The organism is Streptomyces sp. NPDC096012 (assembly GCF_040426375.1).
GTDB lineage: Bacteria > Actinomycetota > Actinomycetes > Streptomycetales > Streptomycetaceae > Streptomyces.
Genome location: NZ_JBEOTD010000005.1, coordinates 68,734 through 90,839, shown reverse-complemented (window position 1 = coordinate 90,839; position 22,106 = coordinate 68,734). Strand labels below are relative to the sequence as shown.

Below are 22,106 nucleotides of genomic sequence, written 5' to 3'. Positions count from 1 at the left end.
GGATGCGGCGTGACGGGCGGGCCTCGGTAACCCGCATCAGCGGACAGCGCGGTGATGGCCGAGGGTCAGCAGGGCGTCGTGAAAGGGCTGGTAGAGCAGCCGGGCCAGCGCCGGGTCGGCCGGGTCAGGAAAAGCGTCCGGATCGGCGTCGGCGGCGAAGTACGGCGACAGAACCGCCCGCAGCGCCCGCAGCAGACCGTCGGCCGCCGGGACGGCCGCGCCCGAAGCCGCCGGGGCGAGGGACCTCGCGAGCCGGGGTGCGAAGGCCGCATCGACGAACACGACCCTGGCGGGCACCCCACCGCGCACGAGGCGACCGATGACCTGCCACATGGTGACTAGCTGGTCCCAGGCGAACGCGCGTTTCTCCCAGGGAGACAGCCGGGAGTAGATGTAGCGGCGCGACAGCAGCCGACGCCACTCCTGGCGGCCCGCGAACCTCAGATCCCGGCCGGCCTGGTCCAGGGTGGCGGCCTTGGTGACCAGTTCGCTGAAGGTGGCGGGGCCTGGTAGATCGTCGGCGCGCGGCCGGTCGCGGACGAAGCGGCTGATCCAGTCGTTGACGGCGAAGACCGACAGGGACAGCTCGTCGGGCCTGGGATGCGGGCGGGCGAGGAAGAGCGCGGTGCCGAAGGCAGCGGTGCGCTGGACGTTGAGGATGTTGTGACCGCGTTCGACGGCCAGCAGTGGAGCGACCAGCACTTCCGCGGCCGGGTCCTCGGCGAACAGGGCGAGATCACCGCGGCGCAGGGTGGACGAACCGGTCCCGCCCTCGGCGAACCCCGTTCCGTGCAGGGCCTGGTCGAGATCGGCGTCGTCCGGTACGAGCACCCGCACCCGGCCCTGCCACCGCTCCTCGGCGTCCAGGGTGTCGGCGACGGCGTAGGCCTCCCGGTAGCTGCCCACCAGCAGCAGCGCCCGCTTGCGGTGGTCGTCGACGACTTTGGCCAGTTCGAGGTCGAGTGGGCTGTCGCAGCCGCCGGGACCGGGGCGGCCCAACTTGGCGGCGATCGCGCGTGCCTGGGTGGTGCGGGCCTTGGGGGCGGTCCCGGACAGGCTCATCGGCCTGCCCTCGTCGTCGTAGAGGAAGTGGGTGTCGAAACGGGTGCGTGCCACCGCTTCGAGTGACCGGGCGGACGGTTTCAGAACTGCTCCCACCGGGGCGAGGACATGGGCGCGGGTGGACTCGCCGGCCCAGCTGGTGCCCGACATGAGCACGACGTGGGGCCCGGGGCGACCGGCCTCGTGGTCAGCGCCCAGCTCCGTGAGGGAGAGCAGCAGTTCGCGTCCGACGCCGGCACAGCGGAAGAAGCGCAGGGTGCCGCTGGTACGCCCGATCTCGTCACGCTCCCGGTCGTCGGGGAGGTACTGGAAGCCGAGGACGTTGCCCATGGGGGCCTCCGGGATCAACGGCGCGTAGTCCAGGGGGGCGCGGCGGGCCAGCTCCTTGCCCTGGGCGCCGAGGCGCAGCGCTGCCTCCACGTGCGGCCACAGGTGGGTGAGGCGGTCCAGGCGCTGGTGCAGCGCGGACAGGAGCAGGGTGAACTCCACGCGTCGGCAGGTCAGGTCCAGCCATTTCTCGTGCGCCTCCCCGTCCTGTGCCCGGCCGCCGTCCACGACCGGTGTCCGTTGCAGCATCTCGCCGAGAAGTCCGCGGACCCGGTCCCTGGTGCGCGGGGCGGACAGGCCGTACAACAGGTCCTGGGCGGTGTCGACCATGGTGTCGGTGAGCGTGCCGCGCCGCCCGCGGCCGCCGAGCGGGTCGTCGCGGAAGGCGTCGAGCAGCGCGGCCAGTTCGTCCCGGCGCGGGTCGCGGGGTGTGGTGGGTGCACTGTCGGGTTCCTCGCCGGCGGTGTCGTCGTAGCCCTCGTACAGCTCCTGTTCGTCCGCCACCGCTTCCAGATCGTCCGCGGGGCAGAAGGCGTCGGGTCCCGGTACTTCGTCGAACCAGTTGGTGAGGAGCTTCTCCTGAAGGGCCCACGGGCTGAAGTACTCGGTGTCGACCCAGTCCCTCAGCGGTTCGTCGGAAATCAGCAGCCGGTACAGCCGGTCGGCGGCGATGGTGACCACTGCCAGCGCGGCGTTCCACTGCTCGACCTGACGGTCAGTCAGGGGAAGTCGCCCCAGACGGGAAAGTTCCTCGATCTTGTGCGTGTGCAGACGATCGAGCCAGGACTCGAGACCTGGTTGGACGAGGGTGGCCGACGGGGCGAAAAGCTCGTCGAATCTCATCTGCACGGAGTCGGCCTCGTCGACGAAGACGATGTCGCTGCGGATGCAGGCCAGCTCCAGCTGGCGCAGCCGCTCGTCGTTGAGATGGGAAGGGACCGCGCTCTGCACCAGGCTCGCCGGGTTGGCCACCCAGATCAGAGCGTCGACCTGCGCGCGCGCCGATCGGTGGCGCGGGCACTCGGCCCAGATGGGGCAGCCATGGGCGGAGCCCTTCGGTTCCTGGTCGGCGGGCGTGCTCTCATCGGTGCGGGACGTCCCCGGCTGCCAGACGGCGGGCAGGGGATCGTTTTCTCGAGAGGCCTGCCCACCACTTAGCTCCGGAGACTTGTGTCCCGGATACAGGGTCGTGCACGGTGCGTCGGCGTAGCGCAACGGCGTGGCCGCCTCGGTCCCCCGGAGCGCGTCCACCACGCACGCCGTACTCAGCTCGTCGAAGCCCTGCGCGTCGTGGTCGAGGAGGTTGTCCAGGCCGCGGGAGGCAAGCCGGCGGTGGAGGCGCTGCACATGTGTCTCGCGTGTGCTGGCCCCGAGCAGCGGTACGGCGGACAGGCCGAGATCGGTGAACAGCTCGCACAGGCGAAGCTGTTCGGCTGCGTCCCCCACGACGATGGTGGTGCGCAGAGGGGTTTCCTGCCGGGCGGCCCACACGGCGACCAGCGTCATCAGCGTGCTCTTGCCGGCTCCCACCATGCCCGCCAGATGCAGCGTGCCGTCCAGCCGTAGCACGTCGCCGTCGGTGAAGCCGCGCCCGTCCTCGTCCCGCGGCGCGATCCGCACCTCCGCCATGCGCGCCTCCCAGTTCCCCGGCCGCTCGACGCCCGCATCCCGCTCGGCACGGTCCATCCACCGGGCCGTGGTGAGGAGTTCATGCCGCATGACGGTGAGCGGTGTGGAACCACCTGCCCGCCCGACGGACAAGTCGTGTCCAGGAGGGCGCTCCAGGACGAGCGCCTCGGGGATCGTGACCGAAGTCGTCCGGCGCATCTCCCGGAAACTGCTGCGGCCGGCCGGCGCCAGCGGAAGCGGCCTGCGGACGAAGTCGGGCACTGCGGCCAGGGCCTGGTCGTAGACGGCGATGCGACCGGTCGCAACGGTCGGCAACAGCGGCCGGGGGGCGCTCCGCTCTCGCGGAGCCGGAACGTCGTAGGCGCGCAGTCGCCGGGGAACCAGGCGGTAGGCGTCGAGGGCTTGGTGCCAGGCGCGTCCGCGTCGGAGTGTCCACAGCACATGGCGGGCTGCGGTGAGCATCGTGTCGTGCTCGGGGGTGCGCGCGAGGCCGGCGGCACGGGCGAAGGGGTAGCCGCCGAGCAATGTGTAGGCGCCCTCGGCCGACTCCTGCGGAGCGAGGCGCTGCAGGAGGCGCAGTGCCAGTTCGACCTGGCACACGTGGGCGGGTTTCACGCCGTCGAGTCCGGCAGGCAGCCCATTCCACGCCAGGGCCAGCTCGCGGCTCACCGATCGGTGCCAGCTCTCACGGTCACGCACGGCGGCCTCCCTTACCTGTGCGCAGTCGCCCCTTCGCACGGGTCACGAGTTCGACATCGGTCAGCAACGGCAGGTCACCGGCGCTCGCGGGCCGGGCCCGCTCGAAGGCCGCGACATAACCGGGACGGGCCGCCACTCGGTGCACCGGCACCGCCCAGAACGCCTCGTCGTAGGGCGGATCCTGCGGTACGGGGCGGGCCGAGCGACCGAGGAACGTCGGGTGAGCCCAGTCCTTCACATCGACGGCCCAGCGCCAGCCGTCGGGGAAGACCACTTGGAGGTCGTAGGCGTCGTAGCCGGGCCACATCCGCACCTGCAGCCCCAGCGCCAGCAGCTCGCGCTCCAGATCGGCCTCGGCCCGCCCTGGGCCGGTGACGAACTGCCGTAGTGGCCGCTCCAGTTGGCTGACCGTGCCGGTGCTGTCGCAGGTGATCCGGCGGCCCGGGGGTGGCGGCCCCTGACGGCGGCAGCGGTCCCGCTCGCACCACCACTCATTCGCCCCGAGCGGCGTGAGCAGGGTGAGGCACCGCCCGCAGGAAACATAGGCGCCGTCCCGCAGGTAGGACTCCGGCACAGGTTTGTAGACGCGCCGGATGAGTTCGTGCACGGGTTCCAGCACCATGTCGCCGGTCGCCTCGTACATCTCGGCAGCAGTGAGGACGGGGCGGTGCACGAGCAGCCCGCGGAAGGCGGTGTACGCGTCCTCCTCCCCGTACTCACGGCACAGGCGGAGGGCTGCGAGGACGACTTCGCGGTCCCGGAGGACCGCCGCCGAGTCGGGGCTTCGGCCGGCCCACTCGTGGCACAGCTCGGTGGGCCTGCCCGAGATCTCGTCGAGCAGACGGTCCCCAGGTTCCACCATGTCGGCGGGAAGAGTCAGTGGCCAGTCCTCGAGCGGTACCGTCCGGCAGCGATCGACGAGTTCCGTGAGCCCGGCGGGCGGGCGGGCGCCGTGCAGAAGACAGGCCAGCACCGTACGGTCCAGCGCTCGCTGCGCCTCGGCGGGGTAGGGGAGGGTGAAGGATTCCAGGCCGGTCTGCGCCTCCAGGACGAGCAACGCCGTGGCGAGCGTCCGCAGCAGCGGTACACCGTCGTGAGCCGCCCAGTCCGCGTCCGGTACGGCACCGTGTTCGTCGGTGCTCACGGGGCCTCCCCCGTGGTGTCCGCGTCGCGACGGGAGCGCCCCACGGAACACCAGCGCACCGCCTCACAGGCGGAGCAGTCGAAGTCCGGGGCGGGTTCGGCGGCGTAGGTCTCGTCGGCCGCCCAGCCGACGGCGAGGTCGGTGACGACCTGGCGGGACTGGTCGAGGGTGAGGCCGTCGAAGGGGTCCAGTTCCTCAAGACGTGATCCGTCCGGGCGCAGCACTTCCAGCTCGACGCGAGAGCGGCGGGGGTCGCCGCCCAGTACGCCTGACGCCAGCAGCAGTACTGCCAGTGCCAGTTGGGGGAACGTCTCCACGAGGTGCCGCCGCTCTGTGAAGCGGTGTGCGGCGGTCTTCGTCTCACGGATCACCACGCCGCCGTCGTCCGTGTACACCACATCGCACGCGGCGATGACGACGGCATCCGCCTGCTCGTCGTACACGGCGACGCGGCGCTGCGGCTCGACCCGCTCCGTACCGGGCAGACCGTCCAGGGGGCACAGGCCTCTGTGCGCGCGGATCATGGCGCGCGCAGCGGGCAGTTCGGTGCCATCGAGACCCGGCAAGGTGTCGGGCAACGGGATCTCCCGGCAGGGCACCCACGGCCTGGCACCATGGCACTCGTTGAGCCAGGCATCCACCGCACGGCCACGACGGATCGCCTCGCTCTCCGTCCGGCCGTCACGCAGCTTGAGCACCCTGGTCAGGTGGTACCTGGCCGGGCAGTCCTGGTACGCCCGCAGGTCGGACACGGAGACGCTGCGCCGCTTGCGGGGGCGGGCCGGAGTCCGCACGCCCAGCAGACCGGGGGTACGAGGGACGGTCCGGCAGCCGGCGAGTGCCTCGCAGCGGACGCAGTCCGAGCCGGGACGCCGGCCGCGGCCATCGGTCACCTTGGACATCAGGCCACGCACGTGCAGGTCGAACGATCGCTGGGTTTCCTCAACGTCCCAGTCGCCGAGCACGGCGGTGGAACCGTCTCCCAGCCCGACACCGAGAACGCGCACCCTGCACGGTTGCGACTGCGGAGGCGTGAGCGGTTCGGAGCGCTGCATGTACGGCGTTCGTGCCGGAACTCCGGAGGCAAGAACGTGCGCGGCGGCGACCACTTCCGGAAGGGCGCGGTCCGCGTTCACCCGTCCGAGGGACGGGATCCAGAGCTCTCGGACCGTTCCGTCCCCGGACTCGTACTGCCTCCCCCAAGCCGTGCGTTCGTACTGGTCGACGCCACGCCCGTCGAGGGTGCTCAGTTTCCTTCCGCCCACCCAGCGCGGTCGCACGGCATGGGTGGCCGGGTGTCCGGAGGCAATGCGCGCCGACTGCTCCCTTTCGCGCGCAGCGAGGAAGATCCGGGCCGCTTCCAGCGCCCATTCCGCGTGTGCGGCTGAACAACCACGGATGAACCAGCGGTTCGCGGACGCCTCACCGAAGGTCCTGCCCTCGTGCTCCACGGCATCGAGCAGGCGGTCCACCGGCTTGAACACGAAGTCCTCGACCGGCTTGCGGAGGGAGCGCCCCGGCTGCTGAACGAGCAGCGGGCGGGCCCGAAGCGCACGGCCCTCGGGACAGGCATCGGCCTCGTCGCGCAGCAGCGGAGGACCGATCCGGATCAAGGCGCCGTCGCCGTCCACGCCCGGCGGTTTCCCCAGAACAGTCACGAGAGCGCCTCCTTGCGCCTCAGCGAGCAGAACGCCCGCCAGAGTGACCTAATCTGTGAACACAGTCAAGCGACTTGATGCGAACTGACGTGTCGCCACTATCGTTGTGTCGGGATGTGGTTGACCGAGAGGGAGGACCAGGACGATGGAGTCCGGGCGGATGTTCGCCGGGAGATTCGAGATCTCGGGCGGGCCGCGAAGCGGCGGGATGGGAAGCGTGTACCGGGCTCTGGACCCCACGACCGGGCGGACCGTCGCCGTGAAGTTCCTGGCGCGCGCAGTCTGGGAAGATCCGTTCGGCCATGGCGGCGTACGACCCAGTGCGAACGACTTGAAGCGGTTCGAACGCGAGCGCGCCATGCACGAAAGACTGGGTGGGCAGGGTGTTCCCCGTCTCGTGGACTACGACTTCGCCTGCGGAAGGCCCTACCTCGTCACGGAGTTCATCGAGGGAAAGGATCTCCGTGACTTCCTCGTGGTCCATCGCCCGACACTGACCGCCTCCGTCGCGGTCATCGTTCAGGTACTCCGCATCCTGACTCGTGTGCACGCCGCTGGTGTCATCCACCGCGACGTCAAACCGCACAACATCGTCCTAGCCGACGACGGCGCCGTGCATCTGGTCGACTTCGGCATCGCTCTTCCGACCGACCCCGACGCGACCCGGCACACCGAGGGCCGGACTCCCGGCAGCATCGGCTACAAGGCCCCGGAGATCATCCTCGGCGAGCGCAACCCCGGTCCGGCCGCCGACGTCTACGGCGTCGGCTGCACCCTGTTCCGGCTGGTCACAGGGGAGCATGTGTTCGTGATGAGCAGTCCCGACCACATGATCGAGCGGCACCACTGCGAGACTCCCGCCCCGCGCCTGGACACCTTTGTCGACGGACTCTCGAGCGACCTCGTCGACCTTGTCGCACGCATGCTGGACAAGGACCCCGCCGCACGTCCGACCGCCGCCGACGCGCAATCAGCCCTGCAGCCGCTCCTGCCGGGGCCTGGTGCCCCGGCACCTCATCCGGTTCTGGTGCCGGACCCCACCGCACCGTTCAGGGCCGGAACCACCGCGACGACCGGAACAGCCGACACCCCAGCCCGTCAGGCGGTCGGCATCGGCCACCGTCGGCCTACAGTGCGCCGTCCGTCCGCGAACGGGCCGACCCGGGCCGGTCTGCGGTCCCTGATCGTGCAGACGGAGATCGAACTGACCGAGCGCGGACCTGGAACGTACGCGCAGCGGCTCGTGCGATGCCTGCCGGACGCCCGGAACCAGTGGGGAGGACATGACCCGGAGGTACTGCGGGCGCTGCTGCTCTGTGCCGACGCCGCCCGCCTGTCGGGTGACTGGCCCGGCGCCGGCACCCGCTACCGCGCGGTCGCGCGTGAACTGGCGGGAGCCGCCTCAGGAACGGCGGAGTACTTCCTGGTTCTGGAGGCGCGGGTAGGAGCGGCCGAGTGCGCCGTACCGGAAGAGGAAGGCGCCCACGGCGCTCTGTTCGCTTGGAAACGTGTCGTTCTGGAGGCGAGCGCACTTTCGCAGGAGGTGCCCGACCGAGTCGTGCGCCGCTGCCGAGAGGTGGGCCAGGAACTGGCCGAGTGGGGGCACGCGGAAGTTGTCGAGACGTTGCTCAAGAGGCTGCCAGACGCCTGACCGGCAGCGCTGTCAGGCGGCCTCGACCGATGTCCCGAGTCGTTCCTCACCAAGTGATCATCCGTCGGCCAGCCCGCCGCTCGCCAAAAGCCCGGCGAGAACATCTCCCAGAGCCTCACTCACCGAACCGATTGCCGCGGCGGCGTGCTGGAACTCGACGAGTTGGCGATGAATATCACCAAAGCGTCGCTGCTCTTCCAACGGCAAACGCAGTGCTCGCAGCCGTCGTACGTCGATGCGGGAGGACGCCGACGCGTGTGTACCCGCGCGCCGCGCGTTCGAACGCACCCGCAGGCACGCCGCCAGGAAGAACGGGTCGAGCCGTTCGGGGTCTACGCGCAGTCGGTGCAGGTGGGGTCCGAGTACCGTCGGCGCCTTGGTCTCCACCCAGGCGTCGTATCCCTGTACGGCTCCCACGACCACCACGTCACCGAATGCAGTGATCGTGAGCTTCCCTTCCCGGTGAAGACGTTCCACGTCCTCGGGAGTCATCCACTGCTGCCCCGCGTGAGCCTCGCCCATGAGCAACGAGGTCAGAGCCGGTACCGCTTCATCCGGCCGTGGGCCGCGCTGCAGGAAGCTGGCAGGCAAGGACGTTCCGGCGGCCAATGTGACCGCACCCGTCTGCTCGAGTTCAGCGACGCTCACATCGAGGCGGTCACCCGGCTCACGCCCTGCAGTGAGCACACGGAGTGCCCGACTGCTGTCACGCAACGCCAGCAGCGCGGCGTCGAAGTCCGCCCATGACCGACGCACGTCCACAGCAGTGGCCGCCGCTGTGGCAGGCACGTGCCGGGCGGGCGTCAGATCGGTCTCATCACCGAGCAGGTCCAGCAGGGGGACGGCGGCTGTCCCTTCAGCGGCGTCCTCTTCGAGTCCGGCCAGGATCCGCTGGCGCACGGCGTCCCAGTCCACGGCTTGACCGCGTCCCGTCGCAGGGGTGTGACGGCAATCGGCCGTATCCACGAATGAGACGGAGGATGCGGAGTGCTCGCCCGACGGTGAGCGCAGCAGCCAGAGGTGCAGTCCTACGCCGTAAGGCTGGGCCGCGCCGACCGGCAGCGCCACCACCATACGCACCACACCCGCGCGGACGAGTCCGGCCCGGATGCGGCGCCCGGCGCGACGCGAGGCGACAGCCGGTGGCAGCAGTACGACGGCCAGGCCGTCCGGCCCCAGCAGGGAAAGAATGTGCTGGACCCAGGCCAGTTCTGGCTCGGTACGAGGCGGCTGCCCGAACTGCCAACGGCGGTCCGTGGCAAGTTCGCTGTGCCCCCAGTCCCGCTCATTGAAGGGCGGGTTGCACAGAACCAGGTCCGCGTCAGCCTGAGGAAGAGGATCATCGCGCAGAGTGTCGGCCGTCAGGACCTCGCGCCGGACGCCTGGGGCCTCCAAGGCCAACCAGGCACCGGCCAGGCTCGCGAGAACAGGGTCACGATCGTGTCCGACCAGATCAAGACCGCCGTGATCCGCCCACCTGCGAGCCGCTGCAACGAGCAGCCCTCCGGTGCCGCACGCAGGGTCGACGACAGAACCTACTGGTTTCCTGGCCAGCGCCGCCTGTGCGATTTCCGTCATGACATCGGTGAGAGGAGCCGGAGTCGTGGCGATCTGCCTCACGTGGGTACCGAGCCAGCGCCCCAGGAGGAAGAGAAATCCTGCCTTCCCGCTCTCGGCGTCCTTTCGCGCCAGGCGAAGGGCTTCCTCTACCAGCGCTTGTTCCGGGGCCTTCGTGTCTGTTGCTGCGGAGGCCGTCGGCGCCGCGCCCCCCTTGGTCAATTGCATACCCACACGCGCAATGAGGAGTCCCATGCGGTCCCGGTCACCCAGGTCTTCGATGCGAGGCCACAAGCGCTCCCAGCCACTGGCTACGGCATCACCCTTTCCATGCCTGGTCAGCCACTCCTCGACCGACTCGAGGGAGAACTGTGGACTGGCGTCCGTACCTGCCACCGGAGGCGGGAAGTCGTCATGTCGCCGACGCCAGTTGCTGACGGCGGCGCGTCCCACCCCGGCGAGTCGGGCGATGCCGGCCAGCGTCACGGTCACCGGTTCTTCGCGCTGGACCATGGCATCCTCCCCGTCTCATGGGTGTCTCAATATCACCGGGCACCGGTACGTCACGGCACTTGGTTTCGGCAGTCCGTTGACTGAGTTCACGTTACCGGGCTTACGACGAGACGTCATCAGCGGACCTTCGCCGTCGCCGCTCAACCGGCAGCGGCACCCTCGCGGGCTATGAAGCCTGCCGGCCTGGGAGGCGGCGGCATGGTTGCTACGGGGCGCCCTGACCGTACGTACTGGTCTGGCACCGCCGACGCTTCCCTCGGACATCTCACTCAGTGGGCGCCTAGCGCATCATGGCCTACCCGCGCAGCCTCCATGCGGCGCAGCAACCGGTTGCCCTGCCGACCCGGGACCGGCCCCGCTCACGAGCGCGGGTGATCTTGACGCAGCAGGTCACACGGAGGGCCGCCGCGGTGTCGGCTGCGGGTTCGGTGTTGGTGTCCGAAATAACGACGGTGCCGAAGCCGAAGCCCATGGCGCCGGCGTAGTGGGCGAGAAGGACACCGGGGCGGGCGAGGTCGCGGTAGCGGCCAGAGGGGCAATCGGCATCCATAAGGCACGCCGCTTCGGCCCCGAACGCAGCCCACTCGCTCAGGACGCATGCCGCAGCCGAGCTGTCGAGTCACGCAGCGAACCTCCCAAGCGGGAGCTAGACACCCGTGCCCAGGTTCCCCCGTCATGGGCGCCACCAGGTCAGCAAGCTGGGACGCTACCGCGCCCGATGCTGACCGTTTGCTGACCCGAGCGGGGCCATCACACCTATGACCTGCAGGAACACCCAAACGCTAGATCTTGGACTTGAACAGAGTACGCAGCACTTTGGACTCCTGGAAGACGGCTCCCTGCCTGCTTTGTGCAGGTCAAAGGCGGTCTCTACTCTACACCGGCACGCGTCGGAGTCGATGGTTGTGAGGAACATCGCCTCGTTCGGACGGCAGGGTTCGCCGCCTGTATTTCCGTGCGAACCAGGCTGTTGCGACGCCCCCCGACCAGGTGCCCGTTCGGACAGCCTTTTCAGGATGTTCGGGAACCGACACCGACCGGATGCCGACTTGCCTGACCTTGCGTCAGCCGCGCTCTTCCCCCAGCTCGACGCACTCACCCCGCCCGCAATGCCCACCCGTTCTGCCATGCCCGCGATGCCCACCCGTTCTGCCGTGCCCGCGATGCCCACCCGCCCTGCCGTGCCCGCGATGCCGGCCGGCAGCGGGCGGCCATCACGCGGCCGGCGGTCCGGAGAGCCCCCATCGCGTCCGACGGGTGCGCCGCCGGGGAGAGGAGTCCCTAACGGGGCGGACACGGCCGGGACATGGAGCAGAAACGGGGCGTTCCTAATTTCTGTCGCACGACAGGAACTCCACAGGAACACGCCTCCGCGACAGGGGACCGTCATGACCGTGACCACCGATCCCGCACCGCCGCCCCCTCCGTCCGCCGACGACACGGACGACGGCACGCTCGCCACTTTCGGGTACCGCCAGGAGCTGCGGCGGCAGATGGGGCGCTACGCGTCCTTCGCCGCCGGGTTCTCCTTCATCTCCGTCCTGACCACGGTCTTCCAGTTCTTCGCCTTCGGCTACTCCTTCGGCGGGCCGTCGTTCCTGTGGACCTGGCCCGCCGTGTTCGCCGGCCAGCTGCTCGTCGCCGCCTGCTTCGCCGAACTCGCCGCCCGCTACCCCATCTCCGGGGCGGTCTATCAGTGGTCCACCCGTCTGAGCAGCCCGGTTCTCGGCTGGTTCACGGGGTGGATCATGGTGATCGGCCAGGTGGTCGTGGTCGCCGCCGCGGCGCTCGCACTGCAGGTCGTGCTGCCCCCGATCTGGTCCGGTTTCCAGCTCGCCGGCGGCGACCCGGCGCCCACCACGGCGACCGGGGCGGCCAACGCCGCTCTTCTGGCTCTCGTGCTGCTGGTGCTGACCACGGTCGTGAACGTACTCGACAACCGCGTCATGTCGGCCGTCAACCGGATCGGCGTCACGGCCGAGATCATCGGCGCGGTCCTCATCATCGTGCTGCTGTTCACCCACGTGGAGCACGGTGCCGGCGTGACGCTGAGGACCGGTGGCCAGGGCGGTACGGTCACGGCGCTGCTGGTGGGCTCGTTCACCGCGGCCTACGTCCTCATCGGCTTCGACAGCGCGGGCGAGATGAGCGAGGAGACCCGCAACCCGCGGCGCACCGCTCCGCGCACCATTCTCAGCGCCCTCGCCGCGGCGGGCGTCCTGGGCGGCCTGCTGCTGCTCGCCGGCCTGCTCGCCGCACCCAGCCTCTCCGACGGCCGCCTCGCCACCGAGGGACTGAGCTACGTCCTCACCAGCAGCCTGGGCGACGGCGTGGGCAAGGTGCTCCTCGCGGACGTGGCGGTGGCCGTCGCCGTGGCCACACTCGCCATCCAGACCGCCGGAAGCCGGATGCTGTTCTCGATGGCGCGTGACGGGGTGCTGCCCTTCTCCGCACGGCTGGCGAAGGTCTCGCCGCGCACGGGCATGCCCTTCGTCCCGGCCCTGGTGGTGGGCGTCCTGGCCGCGGCGCTCACGCTCCTCAACCTCGCCTCCCCGGAGGCGTTCCTGGCCATCGGCACCACGTGCATCGCCATGCTGTATCTCGCGTACGCCGGGGTGACCGCGCCGATGCTGGTCCGGCGGCTGAGGGGGCAGTGGCCGGCGACGGACCGCGGCGACCGTGACGAGCTGGGCAGGCCACTCTTCTCGCTCGGCCGCTGGGGCCTCCCCGTCAACACGCTCGCCGTCGTCTACGGGCTGTTCATGACGGTCAATCTCTCCTGGCCGCGCCCCGAGGTGTACGACCCCGCGGGAGGCCACTGGTACTTCCAGTGGTTCACGGTCCTGTTCGTCGGCGCCGCGGTCGCCGCCGGTGCGGTCTACATCCGTCTCGGAGGGGCCGCCTCCGCGGCGCGAAAGCCGGTCCGCGGGGAACCGGCCGAGGCCATGGGCATCTGAGCGGGTACGCGTCCCGGGCGCGTCGTCACCGCTGCGCCGCGAGGAGCTGCCGCCCCTCGCGGCGCAGCGGTGCGAGGGAACGCTCCGGCACGCCCGCGATCCGCAGTGCCGCGTCGGCCGTCGCCACCGCGAGGGCCGCCGGGTCGCGGGCGGGGTCGGCACGCCGGATGAGGATGACGCTTTCGGTGAGGCCGAGCAGGAGGTCCGTGCGGAGTGCGCGCTCCTGGGGGCCGAGCGCCGCGCCCCGCTCCGTACCCATCAGCAACTCCCCGTAGGACGCCTTCAGTTCGGCCCGGACCTGATGGAAGACGGCGAAGTGTTCCGTCTGCACCTCGGGCAGGAGGTAAAGGGCCCCGAGGTTGTGCGGGCCACGGCACAGCAGCATGACGTCGGAGTGACACAGCGCCCACAGGCGCGCCTCGGCGGCTGCCCCGGAGCAGGCCACCAGTTCCCGCGCGACCTCCAGCGAGGGGCGGACGGTCCCTTCGAGCAGTGCCGCGAGGATCGCCTGTTTGCCGTCGAAGTAGTGGTAGAGGGACGCCTGCCGCAGTCCGGCCCGTTCGGCGACCGCCCGGGTGGACGTCGCGGTGTAGCCGTGCGTGGTGAACAGCTCGGCCGCGGCGGCCAGAACCTCTTCGCGCGGCTCCACCCCGCTGGCGGGACGCTCCTGGGCGCGCGGGCGGCCGACTCTTCTCCCGGCGGGTGGACTCACCCCGTGATCCTCGCACAGGCCGGCGGGCTCCCGGGGCCGAGCTGCCGGAGTGAGGTTCCGGCCACCACACCGAAACACACGCGCAATGGCCGTGACTCGCCCGGCGCCTAATTTCTGTCACACGACAGAAATAGCGTCGAGTCGGAGGTTCAGCCGTGGCGACAGCTTCAACTTCAGCGACAGCGTCGGCCCATGGGGCCCGCGACCATGCTCGCGCCCAGGACGGCACGACGTGCGGCACCATGCCCGTACTCCCCGCCAGCGGCTGGCCGGCGCCCCCCGAGGGCATCGCCGCCGGCGACCTCGTGTGGGCGGAGACCGTGGCGGGCGGCAACTACACCCACAAGGTCCTCTCCCGCGGCACCGAGCTGCGCCTGACCGACCTCACGGGCGACGCGTGCGCGCACGTCCTGCTGTACAGCGCCGACCGCCCCTGGGAGCGGCTCAACACGGCCGACACGGTCAAGGTGTTCTGGAACGCGTACCTCGGCGAGGGACACCTCCTCCTGTCGGACCAGGGCCGGGTGCTCGCCTCCGTCACGAAGGACACCTCCGGCCGGCACGACGCCCTCACCGGCACCTCCACCCTCGCCCGCAACACCGAGCGGTACGGGGACGGGGCCCCGCATTCGGCCTCCCCGGCCGGGCGCGAACTGTTCAAGCTCGCCGCCCTCAAGAACGGCCTGCGCCCGCGGGACATCCCGCCGTCCGTCTCCTTCTTCCAGGGCGTACGGATCGCCGAGGACGGCACCACCGGGTTCACCGGCTCCGCAGGCGCCGGCGCGTCCGTCACGCTGCGCGCCGAGCAACCGCTGACGGTGCTGATCGCCAACGTCCCGCACCCGCTGGACCCGCGGCCCGCGTACGTCCGCGGACACCTTGAGGTCGTCGCCTACCGGGCCAGGCCGACGGCACCCGGCGACGTCCTGTGGGACGCCACCCCCGAAGGCCGTCGCGCCTTCCTCAACACCGCCGACCACCTCGACGCCAGGGGGATCGCATGACCGCCTCATCCGCTCACACACACCACGTCGTCCTGGACCAGACCGTCCCCGCCCGCGCCGCATGGTCCGCCGTCGTCCGCAAGGGCCGACTGCTGACCATCACGGACCTGCACGGCAACCAGGCCGCGGACTTCCTCGTCTACGACGCTCACGACACCTCCGTGCGCTACAGCGCCCCCGACACCGTCCAGGCCCAGGGCAACATCTTCCTGACCACCGGCTCGGTACTGCTGTCCAACGAGCACACCCCGCTGATGACCGTCGTCGAGGACACCTGCGGGCGGCACGACACCGTCGGCGGCGCCTGCTCCAAGGAGTCCAACACGCTCCGCTACGGGCACCACACCTGGTCGCAGCACGCCTGTGTGGACAACTTCCTCAGCGAGGGCGGCAAGCACGGTCTCGGCAAGCGCGACCTGGTGTCCAACATCAACTGGTACATGAACGTACCCGTCGAGAGCGACGGCACCCTCGGCATCGTCGACGGCATCTCGGCGCCGGGCCTGAAGGTCGTGCTGCGCGCCGAGACGGACGTCATCGCGCTGCTGTCCAACTGCCCGCAGATCAACAACCCCTGCAACGGATTCGACCCGAGCGCCCTGCAGGTGACGATCACCGAGCCGGAGGAGAGCTGAAGCCCATGACGTTCGACACGCTGCTGGTCGCCAACCGTGGTGAGATCGCGTCGCGCATCATCCGCACCGCCCGCAGGCTCGGCCTGCGCACCGTCGCGGTCTACTCCGACCCGGACCGCGGGGCCGAGCACGTCCGGCTGGCCGACGAGGCCGTACGGCTCGGCCCGGCCCCTGCCAAGGACTCCTACCTCGACGCCTCCCTGATCCTGAAGGCAGCCGAGGACACCGGAGCCGGGGCCGTCCACCCCGGCTACGGCTTCCTGTCCGAGGACGCCGGCTTCGCCCGCCGCTGCGCCGAAGAGGGACTGGTCTTCGTCGGCCCCACCCCCGGGCAACTGGAGCTGTTCGGTGCCAAGCACACGGCGCGCGCCGCGGCGCAGGCGGCGGGCGTCCCGCTCGCGCCCGGCACCGGTCTGCTGCCCTCCGTGACGGCGGCCCTCGCGGCGGCCGGGGAGATCGGCTACCCGGTGATGCTCAAGGCGACCGGCGGGGGCGGCGGTATCGGCATGCAGGCGTGCCACGGCGCCGACGCCCTCGAAGACGCCTGGGAGCGGGTGCAGCGCGTGGCCGCCGCCTCCTTCTCCTCCGCCGGCGTCTTCCTGGAACGGCTCGTCGAGCGCGCCCGCCACGTCGAGGTACAGGTCTTCGGCGACGGCGAGGGCCGCGTCGTCACCCTCGGCGACCGCGACTGCTCGCTCCAGCGCCGCAACCAGAAGGTCCTGGAGGAGGCCCCGGCCCCGGGCCTCCCGGACGCGGTACGTGAGCAACTGGCCGCCTCGGCCCGGGACCTCTGCGCGTCCGTGAACTACCGCTCCGCCGGCACGGTCGAGTTCGTGTACGACGCCGACCACGAGAAGGCCTACTTCCTCGAGGTCAACACCCGCCTCCAGGTCGAACACCCCGTCACCGAGGAGATCTACGGAGTCGACCTCGTGGAGTGGATGCTGCGCCTCGCGCAGGGCGACACGACGGTCGTCACCGTGCCTCCGGCGCCGAAGGGCCACGCCGTCGAGGCCCGTATCTACGCCGAGGACCCTTCCCGCGACCACCGGCCGAGCGCGGGCCTGCTGACCCGCGTCGCCTTCCCCGAGGGCGTCCGCGTCGACACCTGGGTGGAGACCGGCACCGAGATCACCACCTCCTACGACCCGATGCTCGCCAAGGTCGTCGCGCACGGCGGCGACCGCGCCGAGGCGCTCGACAAGCTGGACGCCGCGCTCGCCACGACCCGACTCGACGGCATCGAGACCAACCTCGGCCTGGTGCGCGCCGCGCTCCGGGACGCCGGCGTACGCCAGGCGGCCCACTCCACCGCCTCGCTCGCCACGATCGGCGACCCGACGCCGCGCATCGAGATCGTCACGCCGGGGACCCTGACCACCGTGCAGGACTGGCCCGGACGCACCGGCCACTGGCAGGTCGGCGTCCCCCCGTGCGGACCGATGGACGATCTCTCCTTCCGGCTCGGCAACACCGCGCTCGGCAACGCCGAGGGCACGCCCGGCCTGGAGTGCACCCTCCAGGGTCCCGCGGTCCGCTTCACCCACCCGACCACGGTCTGCGTGACCGGCGCTCCCGCCCAAGTGACGATCGACGGCGTCGCCGTACCCCAGTGGGAGCCGGTCACCGTCGAGGCCGGGCAGACCCTGGCCGTCGGCGCGCCCGACGGACCCGGCCTGCGCACCTACGTGCTGTTCGCCGGCGGCCTGGACGTACCGGAGTTCCTGGGCAGTGCGGCCACCTTCACCCTCGGCCGGTTCGGCGGGCACGGCGGCCGCGCCCTGCGCGCGGGCGACGTCCTGCACGGCGGCGAGCAGCGCCGGGAAACCTCGGTCGTGTCCCTCGGCCGACGCCCGTCCTTCGGTGGCGAGTGGCGTATCGGCGTGGTCGAAGGCCCGCACGCCGCCCCCGAGTTCTTCACCGACGACGACATCCGCGACTTCTACGCCGCGGACTGGAAGGTGCACTTCAACTCGGCGCGCACCGGTGTACGCCTCGTCGGCCCCAGACCGCGATGGGCGCGTACGGACGGCGGCGAGGCGGGCCTGCACCCGTCCAACATCCACGACACGCCCTACTCCGTCGGCGCCGTCGACTACACCGGCGACATGCCCGTCCTGCTCGGCCCCGACGGGCCCTCCCTGGGCGGCTTCGTCTGCCCCGCGACGATCGTGACCGGGCAGCGCTGGAAACTCGGCCAGCTCCGCCCCGGCGACACGGTCCGCTTCGTCCCGGTGACCACCGAGGCCGCCGCCCGCCTGCGGCGGGACCCGGTCGCGGCCCCGCGCGCCGACCGGGAGGCCGTCGTCGACGGCGGCGTCCTCGCCCGCTCGGACCGGACCGAGGACCGCCCGTCGGTCACGTACCGGCGCAGCGGCGACGACAACCTCCTCATCGAGTACGGACCGATGCAGCTGGACCTGGCGCTGCGCATGCGGATCCACGCGCTCGCGGAGGCACTGGCCGGGCAGCGGCTCGACGGCGTCGTCGACCTGACCCCGGGCATCCGCTCCCTCCAGGTGCGGACGGACCCCGGCGTCCTGCCGCAGGAGAAGCTCCTCGAGATCGCCCGGCGTACGGAGGAGGGACTCCCTGCCTCCGACGCGCTGGTGGTACCCAGCCGGATCGTCCATCTGCCGCTGTCCTGGGACGACCCGGCGACCCGCGAGGCCATCGCCCGCTACATGGCGGGCGTACGCAACGACGCCCCGTGGTGCCCCTGGAACATCGAGTTCATCCGCCGCGTCAACGGCATGGAGAGCGTCGACGACGTGTACCGCACCGTGTTCGCCGCCGAATACCTGGTCATGGGTCTGGGAGACGTGTACCTGGGCGCGCCGGTCGCCACGCCGCTGGACCCGCGGCACCGGCTGGTCACGACCAAGTACAACCCGGCCCGCACCTGGACCGCGGAGAACTCGGTCGGCATCGGCGGCGCGTACCTGTGCGTCTACGGCATGGAGGGCCCCGGCGGCTACCAGTTCGTCGGCCGCACCACACAGGTGTGGTCGGGTTGGCAGCAGCGCGGCGCCTTCGAACCGGGCAGTCCTTGGCTGCTGCGCTTCTTCGACCGGATCAGGTGGTACCCGGTCGACGCGGACGAACTCCTGGAGCTGCGCGCGGACATCACCTCCGGCCGGTTCGTGCCGAGGATCGAGGAGGGTTCCTTCTCGCTCGCCGCGTACCAGCGGTTTCTCGCCGACAATGCCGAGTCGATCGCCGAGTTCCGCGCCCGGCAGGGCGTCGCGTTCCGCGCGGAACGCGACGCCTGGGTGGCGGCGGGCGAGTTCGCCCGCGCCGACGCGGCCGCCGAGGTCGCCCCGCCGGCCACCGACATCGAGGTCCCCTTCGGCGGCCACCTGGTCGAGGCCGAGTTCACGGCATCCGTCTGGAAGGTCGCAGTCGCCGTGGGCGACCGCGTGTCGGCCGGGCAGCCGCTGCTCGCGCTCGAAGCGATGAAAATGGAGTCCCGGGTCCCGGCCCCCGCCGACGGCATCGTCGCGCGGATCCTGGCCCGGCCGGGCAGTCAGGTCGAGGCCGGTGCCGCGCTCGTCGTCCTCGCTCCCGTCGAGAACATGGAGGCAGCCGCGTGATCACGGCGGTGGAACGGGTCCGAGCCGCCTACACGCGCATCGCGCAGGTGAACCGGCCGGAGGTGTGGATCGGCCTGCGCCCGCAGGCCGAGACCGAGGCGGACGCCGCCGCGGTCGACGCGAGGACGGCCGCCGGTGAGCGGCTGCCGCTGGCCAGGACGGTGGTCGCCGTCAAGGGCAACATCGACGTGGCCGGACTGCCGACCACCGCCGGCTGTCCCGCCTACGCCTACAAGCCGGACGCCGACGCCTCGGCGGTGGCCCGCCTGAAGGCGGCGGGCGCCGTGGTCCTCGGCACCACGAACCTCGACCAGTTCGCGACCGGTCTGGTCGGCACCCGCAGCCCGTACGGAGCGGTCCGGGGCGCCGTCGACCCGGAGCGCGTGTCCGGCGGTTCCTCGTCCGGTTCCGCGGTCGCCGTCGCGCTCGGCATCGCCGACATCGCGCTCGGCACGGACACCGCGGGCTCGGGCCGGGTACCGGCGGCCTTCAACGGCATCGTCGGTCTCAAGCCGACCATCGGGCTGGTCCCGACCGAGGGCGTCGTCCCCGCCTGCGCCTCGCTCGACTGTGTCACGGTCTTCGCGCGTACACTCCCGGAGGCCGAGAGGGCGCTGTCCCTCATGACGGCGCCGCCCGGGCGCGCACCGTCGGCTCCGGCCCCCCGCCGTCCCGGGCCGTGGCGGATCGCCGTCCCGGAACCCGGCCAGCTGGGCCGGCTGGACAGTGGCTGGACCGAGGCGTTCGACACCGCGGCGCGGCGGCTCGCCGACGCGGGCGCCGAGATCCTGCCCGTCGACCTCGCACCGTTCACCGAGGCGGCCGTGATGCTGTACGAGGGCGCGTTCGTCGCCGAGCGCTACACCGCCGTGGGCGCCTTCGTCGACGCGCACGAAGGCTCGCCCGACCTCGACCCGACCGTTGCCGGAATCATCTCGCGGGCCAGGGACATCCCGGCCCACCATCTGTACGCGGACCAGCAGAGGCTGGCAGGCCTGCGCGCCCGCGCCCTGGCCTCCCTCGGCGACGCCGACGCACTGCTCCTGCCGACCGCACCGGGCCACCCGACCATCACCGAGGTCGAAGCCGACCCGCTGGGCGTCAACGCCCGGCTCGGCCGCTTCACCAACTCCACCAACCTCTTCGACCTGGCGGCGGTGGCGGTTCCCGCGGGCACCGTGAACGGGCTGCCGTTCGGTGTCATGCTGATCGGCCCGGCCTTCACGGACGAGCGGCTCGCCCGCATCGCCGGGCTGCTCACCTCCCCGCCGCTGCGGCTCGTGGTGATGGGTGCGCACCTGTCGGGGCAGCCCCTGAACGGGCAGTTGCTCGCCGTGGGAGGACGGCTGGTGCGTACGACCACGACCGCGGCCGCCTACCGGCTGTTCGCGCTGGACACCCTCCCGCCGAAGCCGGGGCTGGTCCGGGTCGGCGAAGGCGGGAACGCGATCGAGGCGGAGGTGTGGCAACTTCCCGCCGAGGGACTGGGCGCACTCCTCGCCGCGCTGCCCCGCCCGATGACGCTCGGCAGCGTGGAACTCGCGGACGGAAGCTTCGTGACCGGCTTCCTCTGCGAGCCACAGGCCGTCGAAGGCGCCCGTGACATCACTCCATACGGCAGCTGGCGCGCGTACGTGGCCGGTCTCCCCCGGCCCGAGCCGAGCGGCTGCCGCGACACACGCTGACCTTTTGCTGACCGGGGGCGAGCCGATGGGGCTCTGGCCTGCACGAACACCCAAATGCTAGGTCTTGGACTCGAACACGGTACGAAGCACGGAGAAACTCCCGATTCATCTGCTCCCTGCCTGCTTCTGCGAGTCAAGGTCGGGCGGGGGCGGGGCGGAGGAAGCCCTTGGTGATCACCTTCGCGCACCAGCAGGCCGAGCTCTACCGCACCGGGCCCCGGCGATCGACGCCGGGACCCGGTTCCGGGTGCCGCGGGTTCAGCGGTCCGTCGCTTCACCGCCGCCGTAGGAGCGACGCACCGCGTCGGCGGCCTTGTCGGTCTGCGCGTCGTACTTGTCCCCCGTACGCTCGTCGATCATCCGCTCGACACGGTCGACACCCTTGTCGGCCTGGTCCGGGTGGCCCTTCGCCATCTCCTTGGCCTTGTTCGCAATGTCTCCCAGCTTGCCCATGAGGTACCTCCCGGCGATACGTGTGTCGTACCCGGCTGGGAGTACCCGCGGCAACCGGTTCGAAGCGTGCCGATCTCGACAGGCTCGCCGTCGGGCAGCGGACGCACCTCAAGTGTGGCGATCGGCGCGTCGGCAAGGGCGGCCGGCACGCCGCGCAGTTGCGCCCGCCGCCAACAACTGAACGCGAGACCACGGGAGTTCACAGGCACGGGGAACAGAGCGCCGGCGCCTTTGACGACGGAGTCACGCACGGTACTGCGTGACCTCTTCGCGACCCGTTCGATTGGCCGATCCCCTGCCCTCGCCACCGTTCACCACTTGACGCGTCTGGTAAGAAGCAGGAGGCCGCTGCCTTCCTCGCCAACGTCAGCCATGAGACCGGCGGGTTGGTGTACGTCGTCGAGCGGAACACCGCCAACTACCCCACCTACTGCGACTGGAGCCGGTCGTAGGGCTGCCCGGCCGGCCAGGCCGCCTACTACGGTCGCGGCCCCATCCAGCTCAGCTGGAACTTCAACTACAAGGCCGCCGGCGACGTCCTGGGCATCGACCTGCTGGACAATCCCTGGCTGGTGCAGAACGACGCCTCCGTCGCCTGGAAGACCGGCCTGTGGTACTGGAACGCCCAGTCCGGCCCCGGCACCATGACCCCGCACGACGCCATGGTGAACCAGGCCGGTTTCGGACAGACCATCCGTTCCATCAACGGTTCCCTGGAGTGCGACGGCAGGAACCCCGCCCAGGTGCAGAGCCGCGTGGACGCCTACCAGCGGTTCGCGTCGATTCTCGGCGTCAGCCCCGGCGGCAACCTGTACTGCTGATCAGGC

General features: G+C 70.9%; 13 protein-coding genes and 1 pseudogene. 7 read left to right on the top strand and 7 right to left on the bottom strand.

Annotated elements, in window-relative coordinates:
- Nucleotides 1-36: 36 nt before the first annotated feature.
- From ABVB68_RS07635 to ABVB68_RS07625, 3 genes are read right to left on the bottom strand one after another with little or no spacing between them, the layout of a single operon-like run.
- Nucleotides 37-3,717, bottom strand: coding sequence for a pPIWI_RE_Z domain-containing protein (locus ABVB68_RS07635; protein WP_353600113.1), 3,681 nt, complete (start codon nucleotides 3,715-3,717; stop codon nucleotides 37-39).
- Nucleotides 3,710-4,861 (bottom strand): pPIWI_RE_Y domain-containing protein, encoded by a 1,152-nt coding sequence (locus tag ABVB68_RS07630; protein WP_353600112.1) that lies wholly within the window; start codon nucleotides 4,859-4,861, stop codon nucleotides 3,710-3,712. Before ABVB68_RS07630 ends, ABVB68_RS07635 begins: the two co-directional genes overlap by 8 nt.
- Entirely contained in the window at nucleotides 4,858-6,519 is a 1,662-nt protein-coding gene (locus tag ABVB68_RS07625) for a PD-(D/E)XK nuclease family protein (RefSeq protein WP_353600111.1), read from the bottom strand. The genes ABVB68_RS07630 and ABVB68_RS07625 overlap by 4 nt, the downstream gene beginning before the upstream one ends.
- 145 nt (nucleotides 6,520-6,664) lie before the next feature.
- On the opposite strand from ABVB68_RS07625, the gene ABVB68_RS07620 reads away from it, so the two are divergent.
- Nucleotides 6,665-8,170 carry a serine/threonine-protein kinase gene (locus ABVB68_RS07620; RefSeq protein ID WP_353600110.1) on the top strand — a complete coding sequence of 502 codons (1,506 nt, stop codon included), beginning with the start codon at nucleotides 6,665-6,667 and terminating at the stop codon, nucleotides 8,168-8,170.
- A gap of 57 nt (nucleotides 8,171-8,227) precedes the next feature.
- On the opposite strand, the gene ABVB68_RS07615 is transcribed toward ABVB68_RS07620, so the two are convergent.
- On the bottom strand, nucleotides 8,228-10,240 hold the full coding sequence (locus ABVB68_RS07615) for an N-6 DNA methylase (protein WP_353600109.1): 2,013 nt from the start codon (nucleotides 10,238-10,240) through the stop codon (nucleotides 8,228-8,230).
- A gap of 295 nt (nucleotides 10,241-10,535) precedes the next feature.
- A complete protein-coding gene (locus tag ABVB68_RS07610) occupies nucleotides 10,536-10,790 on the bottom strand; it encodes a hypothetical protein (protein WP_353600108.1) in 255 nt (84 codons plus the stop codon).
- A gap of 838 nt (nucleotides 10,791-11,628) precedes the next feature.
- Here ABVB68_RS07610 and ABVB68_RS07605 point away from each other — a divergent pair.
- Nucleotides 11,629-13,197, top strand: coding sequence for an amino acid permease (locus ABVB68_RS07605; RefSeq protein ID WP_353600107.1), 1,569 nt, complete (start codon nucleotides 11,629-11,631; stop codon nucleotides 13,195-13,197).
- Nucleotides 13,198-13,222: 25 nt separating this feature from the next.
- Here ABVB68_RS07605 and ABVB68_RS07600 read toward each other — a convergent pair whose 3' ends face one another.
- Nucleotides 13,223-13,909: a TetR/AcrR family transcriptional regulator gene (locus ABVB68_RS07600; RefSeq protein ID WP_353600106.1), complete on the bottom strand. Its 687-nt coding sequence runs from the start codon at nucleotides 13,907-13,909 to the stop codon at nucleotides 13,223-13,225.
- Nucleotides 13,910-14,151: 242 nt separating this feature from the next.
- Here ABVB68_RS07600 and ABVB68_RS07595 point away from each other — a divergent pair, with 242 nt between their 5' ends.
- Genes ABVB68_RS07595 through atzF form a run of 4 tightly spaced genes read left to right on the top strand, consistent with a single transcriptional unit; the run spans nucleotide 14,152 to nucleotide 20,826 of the window.
- Nucleotides 14,152-14,913 carry an urea amidolyase associated protein UAAP1 gene (locus ABVB68_RS07595; protein ID WP_353600105.1) on the top strand — a complete coding sequence of 254 codons (762 nt, stop codon included), beginning with the start codon at nucleotides 14,152-14,154 and terminating at the stop codon, nucleotides 14,911-14,913.
- Complete coding sequence (locus ABVB68_RS07590; protein ID WP_353600104.1) at nucleotides 14,910-15,548, top strand: urea amidolyase associated protein UAAP2; 639 nt, start codon at nucleotides 14,910-14,912, stop codon at nucleotides 15,546-15,548. The genes ABVB68_RS07595 and ABVB68_RS07590 overlap by 4 nt, the downstream gene beginning before the upstream one ends.
- Nucleotides 15,549-15,553: 5 nt before the next feature.
- Nucleotides 15,554-19,141, top strand: a complete 3,588-nt coding sequence (uca, locus tag ABVB68_RS07585; RefSeq protein ID WP_353600103.1) for an urea carboxylase — start codon at nucleotides 15,554-15,556, stop codon at nucleotides 19,139-19,141.
- Nucleotides 19,138-20,826, top strand: a complete 1,689-nt coding sequence (gene atzF / locus ABVB68_RS07580) for an allophanate hydrolase (protein ID WP_353600102.1) — start codon at nucleotides 19,138-19,140, stop codon at nucleotides 20,824-20,826. Before uca ends, atzF begins: the two co-directional genes overlap by 4 nt.
- Before the next feature lie 258 nt (nucleotides 20,827-21,084).
- Here atzF and ABVB68_RS07575 read toward each other — a convergent pair whose 3' ends face one another.
- Nucleotides 21,085-21,279, bottom strand: coding sequence for an antitoxin (locus ABVB68_RS07575; RefSeq protein WP_353600101.1), 195 nt, complete (start codon nucleotides 21,277-21,279; stop codon nucleotides 21,085-21,087).
- Nucleotides 21,280-21,611: 332 nt separating this feature from the next.
- Between ABVB68_RS07575 and ABVB68_RS07570 the strand changes: the two are divergent.
- A pseudogene (locus tag ABVB68_RS07570) lies at nucleotides 21,612-22,100 on the top strand (chitinase); the annotation flags it as partial.
- Nucleotides 22,101-22,106: the final 6 nt, after the last annotated feature.

What these genes read in the sequence shown, in the direction of transcription:
- ABVB68_RS07610 (WP_353600108.1), bottom strand. Translation starts at nt 10,790, where the DNA reads ATGGATGCCGATTGCCCCTCTGGCCGCTACCGCGACCTCGCCCGCCCC.
- ABVB68_RS07590 (WP_353600104.1), top strand. Translation starts at nt 14,910, where the DNA reads ATGACCGCCTCATCCGCTCACACACACCACGTCGTCCTGGACCAGACC.
- ABVB68_RS07575 (WP_353600101.1), bottom strand. Translation starts at nt 21,279, where the DNA reads ATGGGCAAGCTGGGAGACATTGCGAACAAGGCCAAGGAGATGGCGAAG.
- ABVB68_RS07620 (WP_353600110.1), top strand. Translation starts at nt 6,665, where the DNA reads ATGGAGTCCGGGCGGATGTTCGCCGGGAGATTCGAGATCTCGGGCGGG.
- ABVB68_RS07615 (WP_353600109.1), bottom strand. Translation starts at nt 10,240, where the DNA reads ATGGTCCAGCGCGAAGAACCGGTGACCGTGACGCTGGCCGGCATCGCC.
- uca (WP_353600103.1), top strand. Translation starts at nt 15,554, where the DNA reads ATGACGTTCGACACGCTGCTGGTCGCCAACCGTGGTGAGATCGCGTCG.
- ABVB68_RS07605 (WP_353600107.1), top strand. Translation starts at nt 11,629, where the DNA reads ATGACCGTGACCACCGATCCCGCACCGCCGCCCCCTCCGTCCGCCGAC.
- ABVB68_RS07595 (WP_353600105.1), top strand. Translation starts at nt 14,152, where the DNA reads ATGCCCGTACTCCCCGCCAGCGGCTGGCCGGCGCCCCCCGAGGGCATC.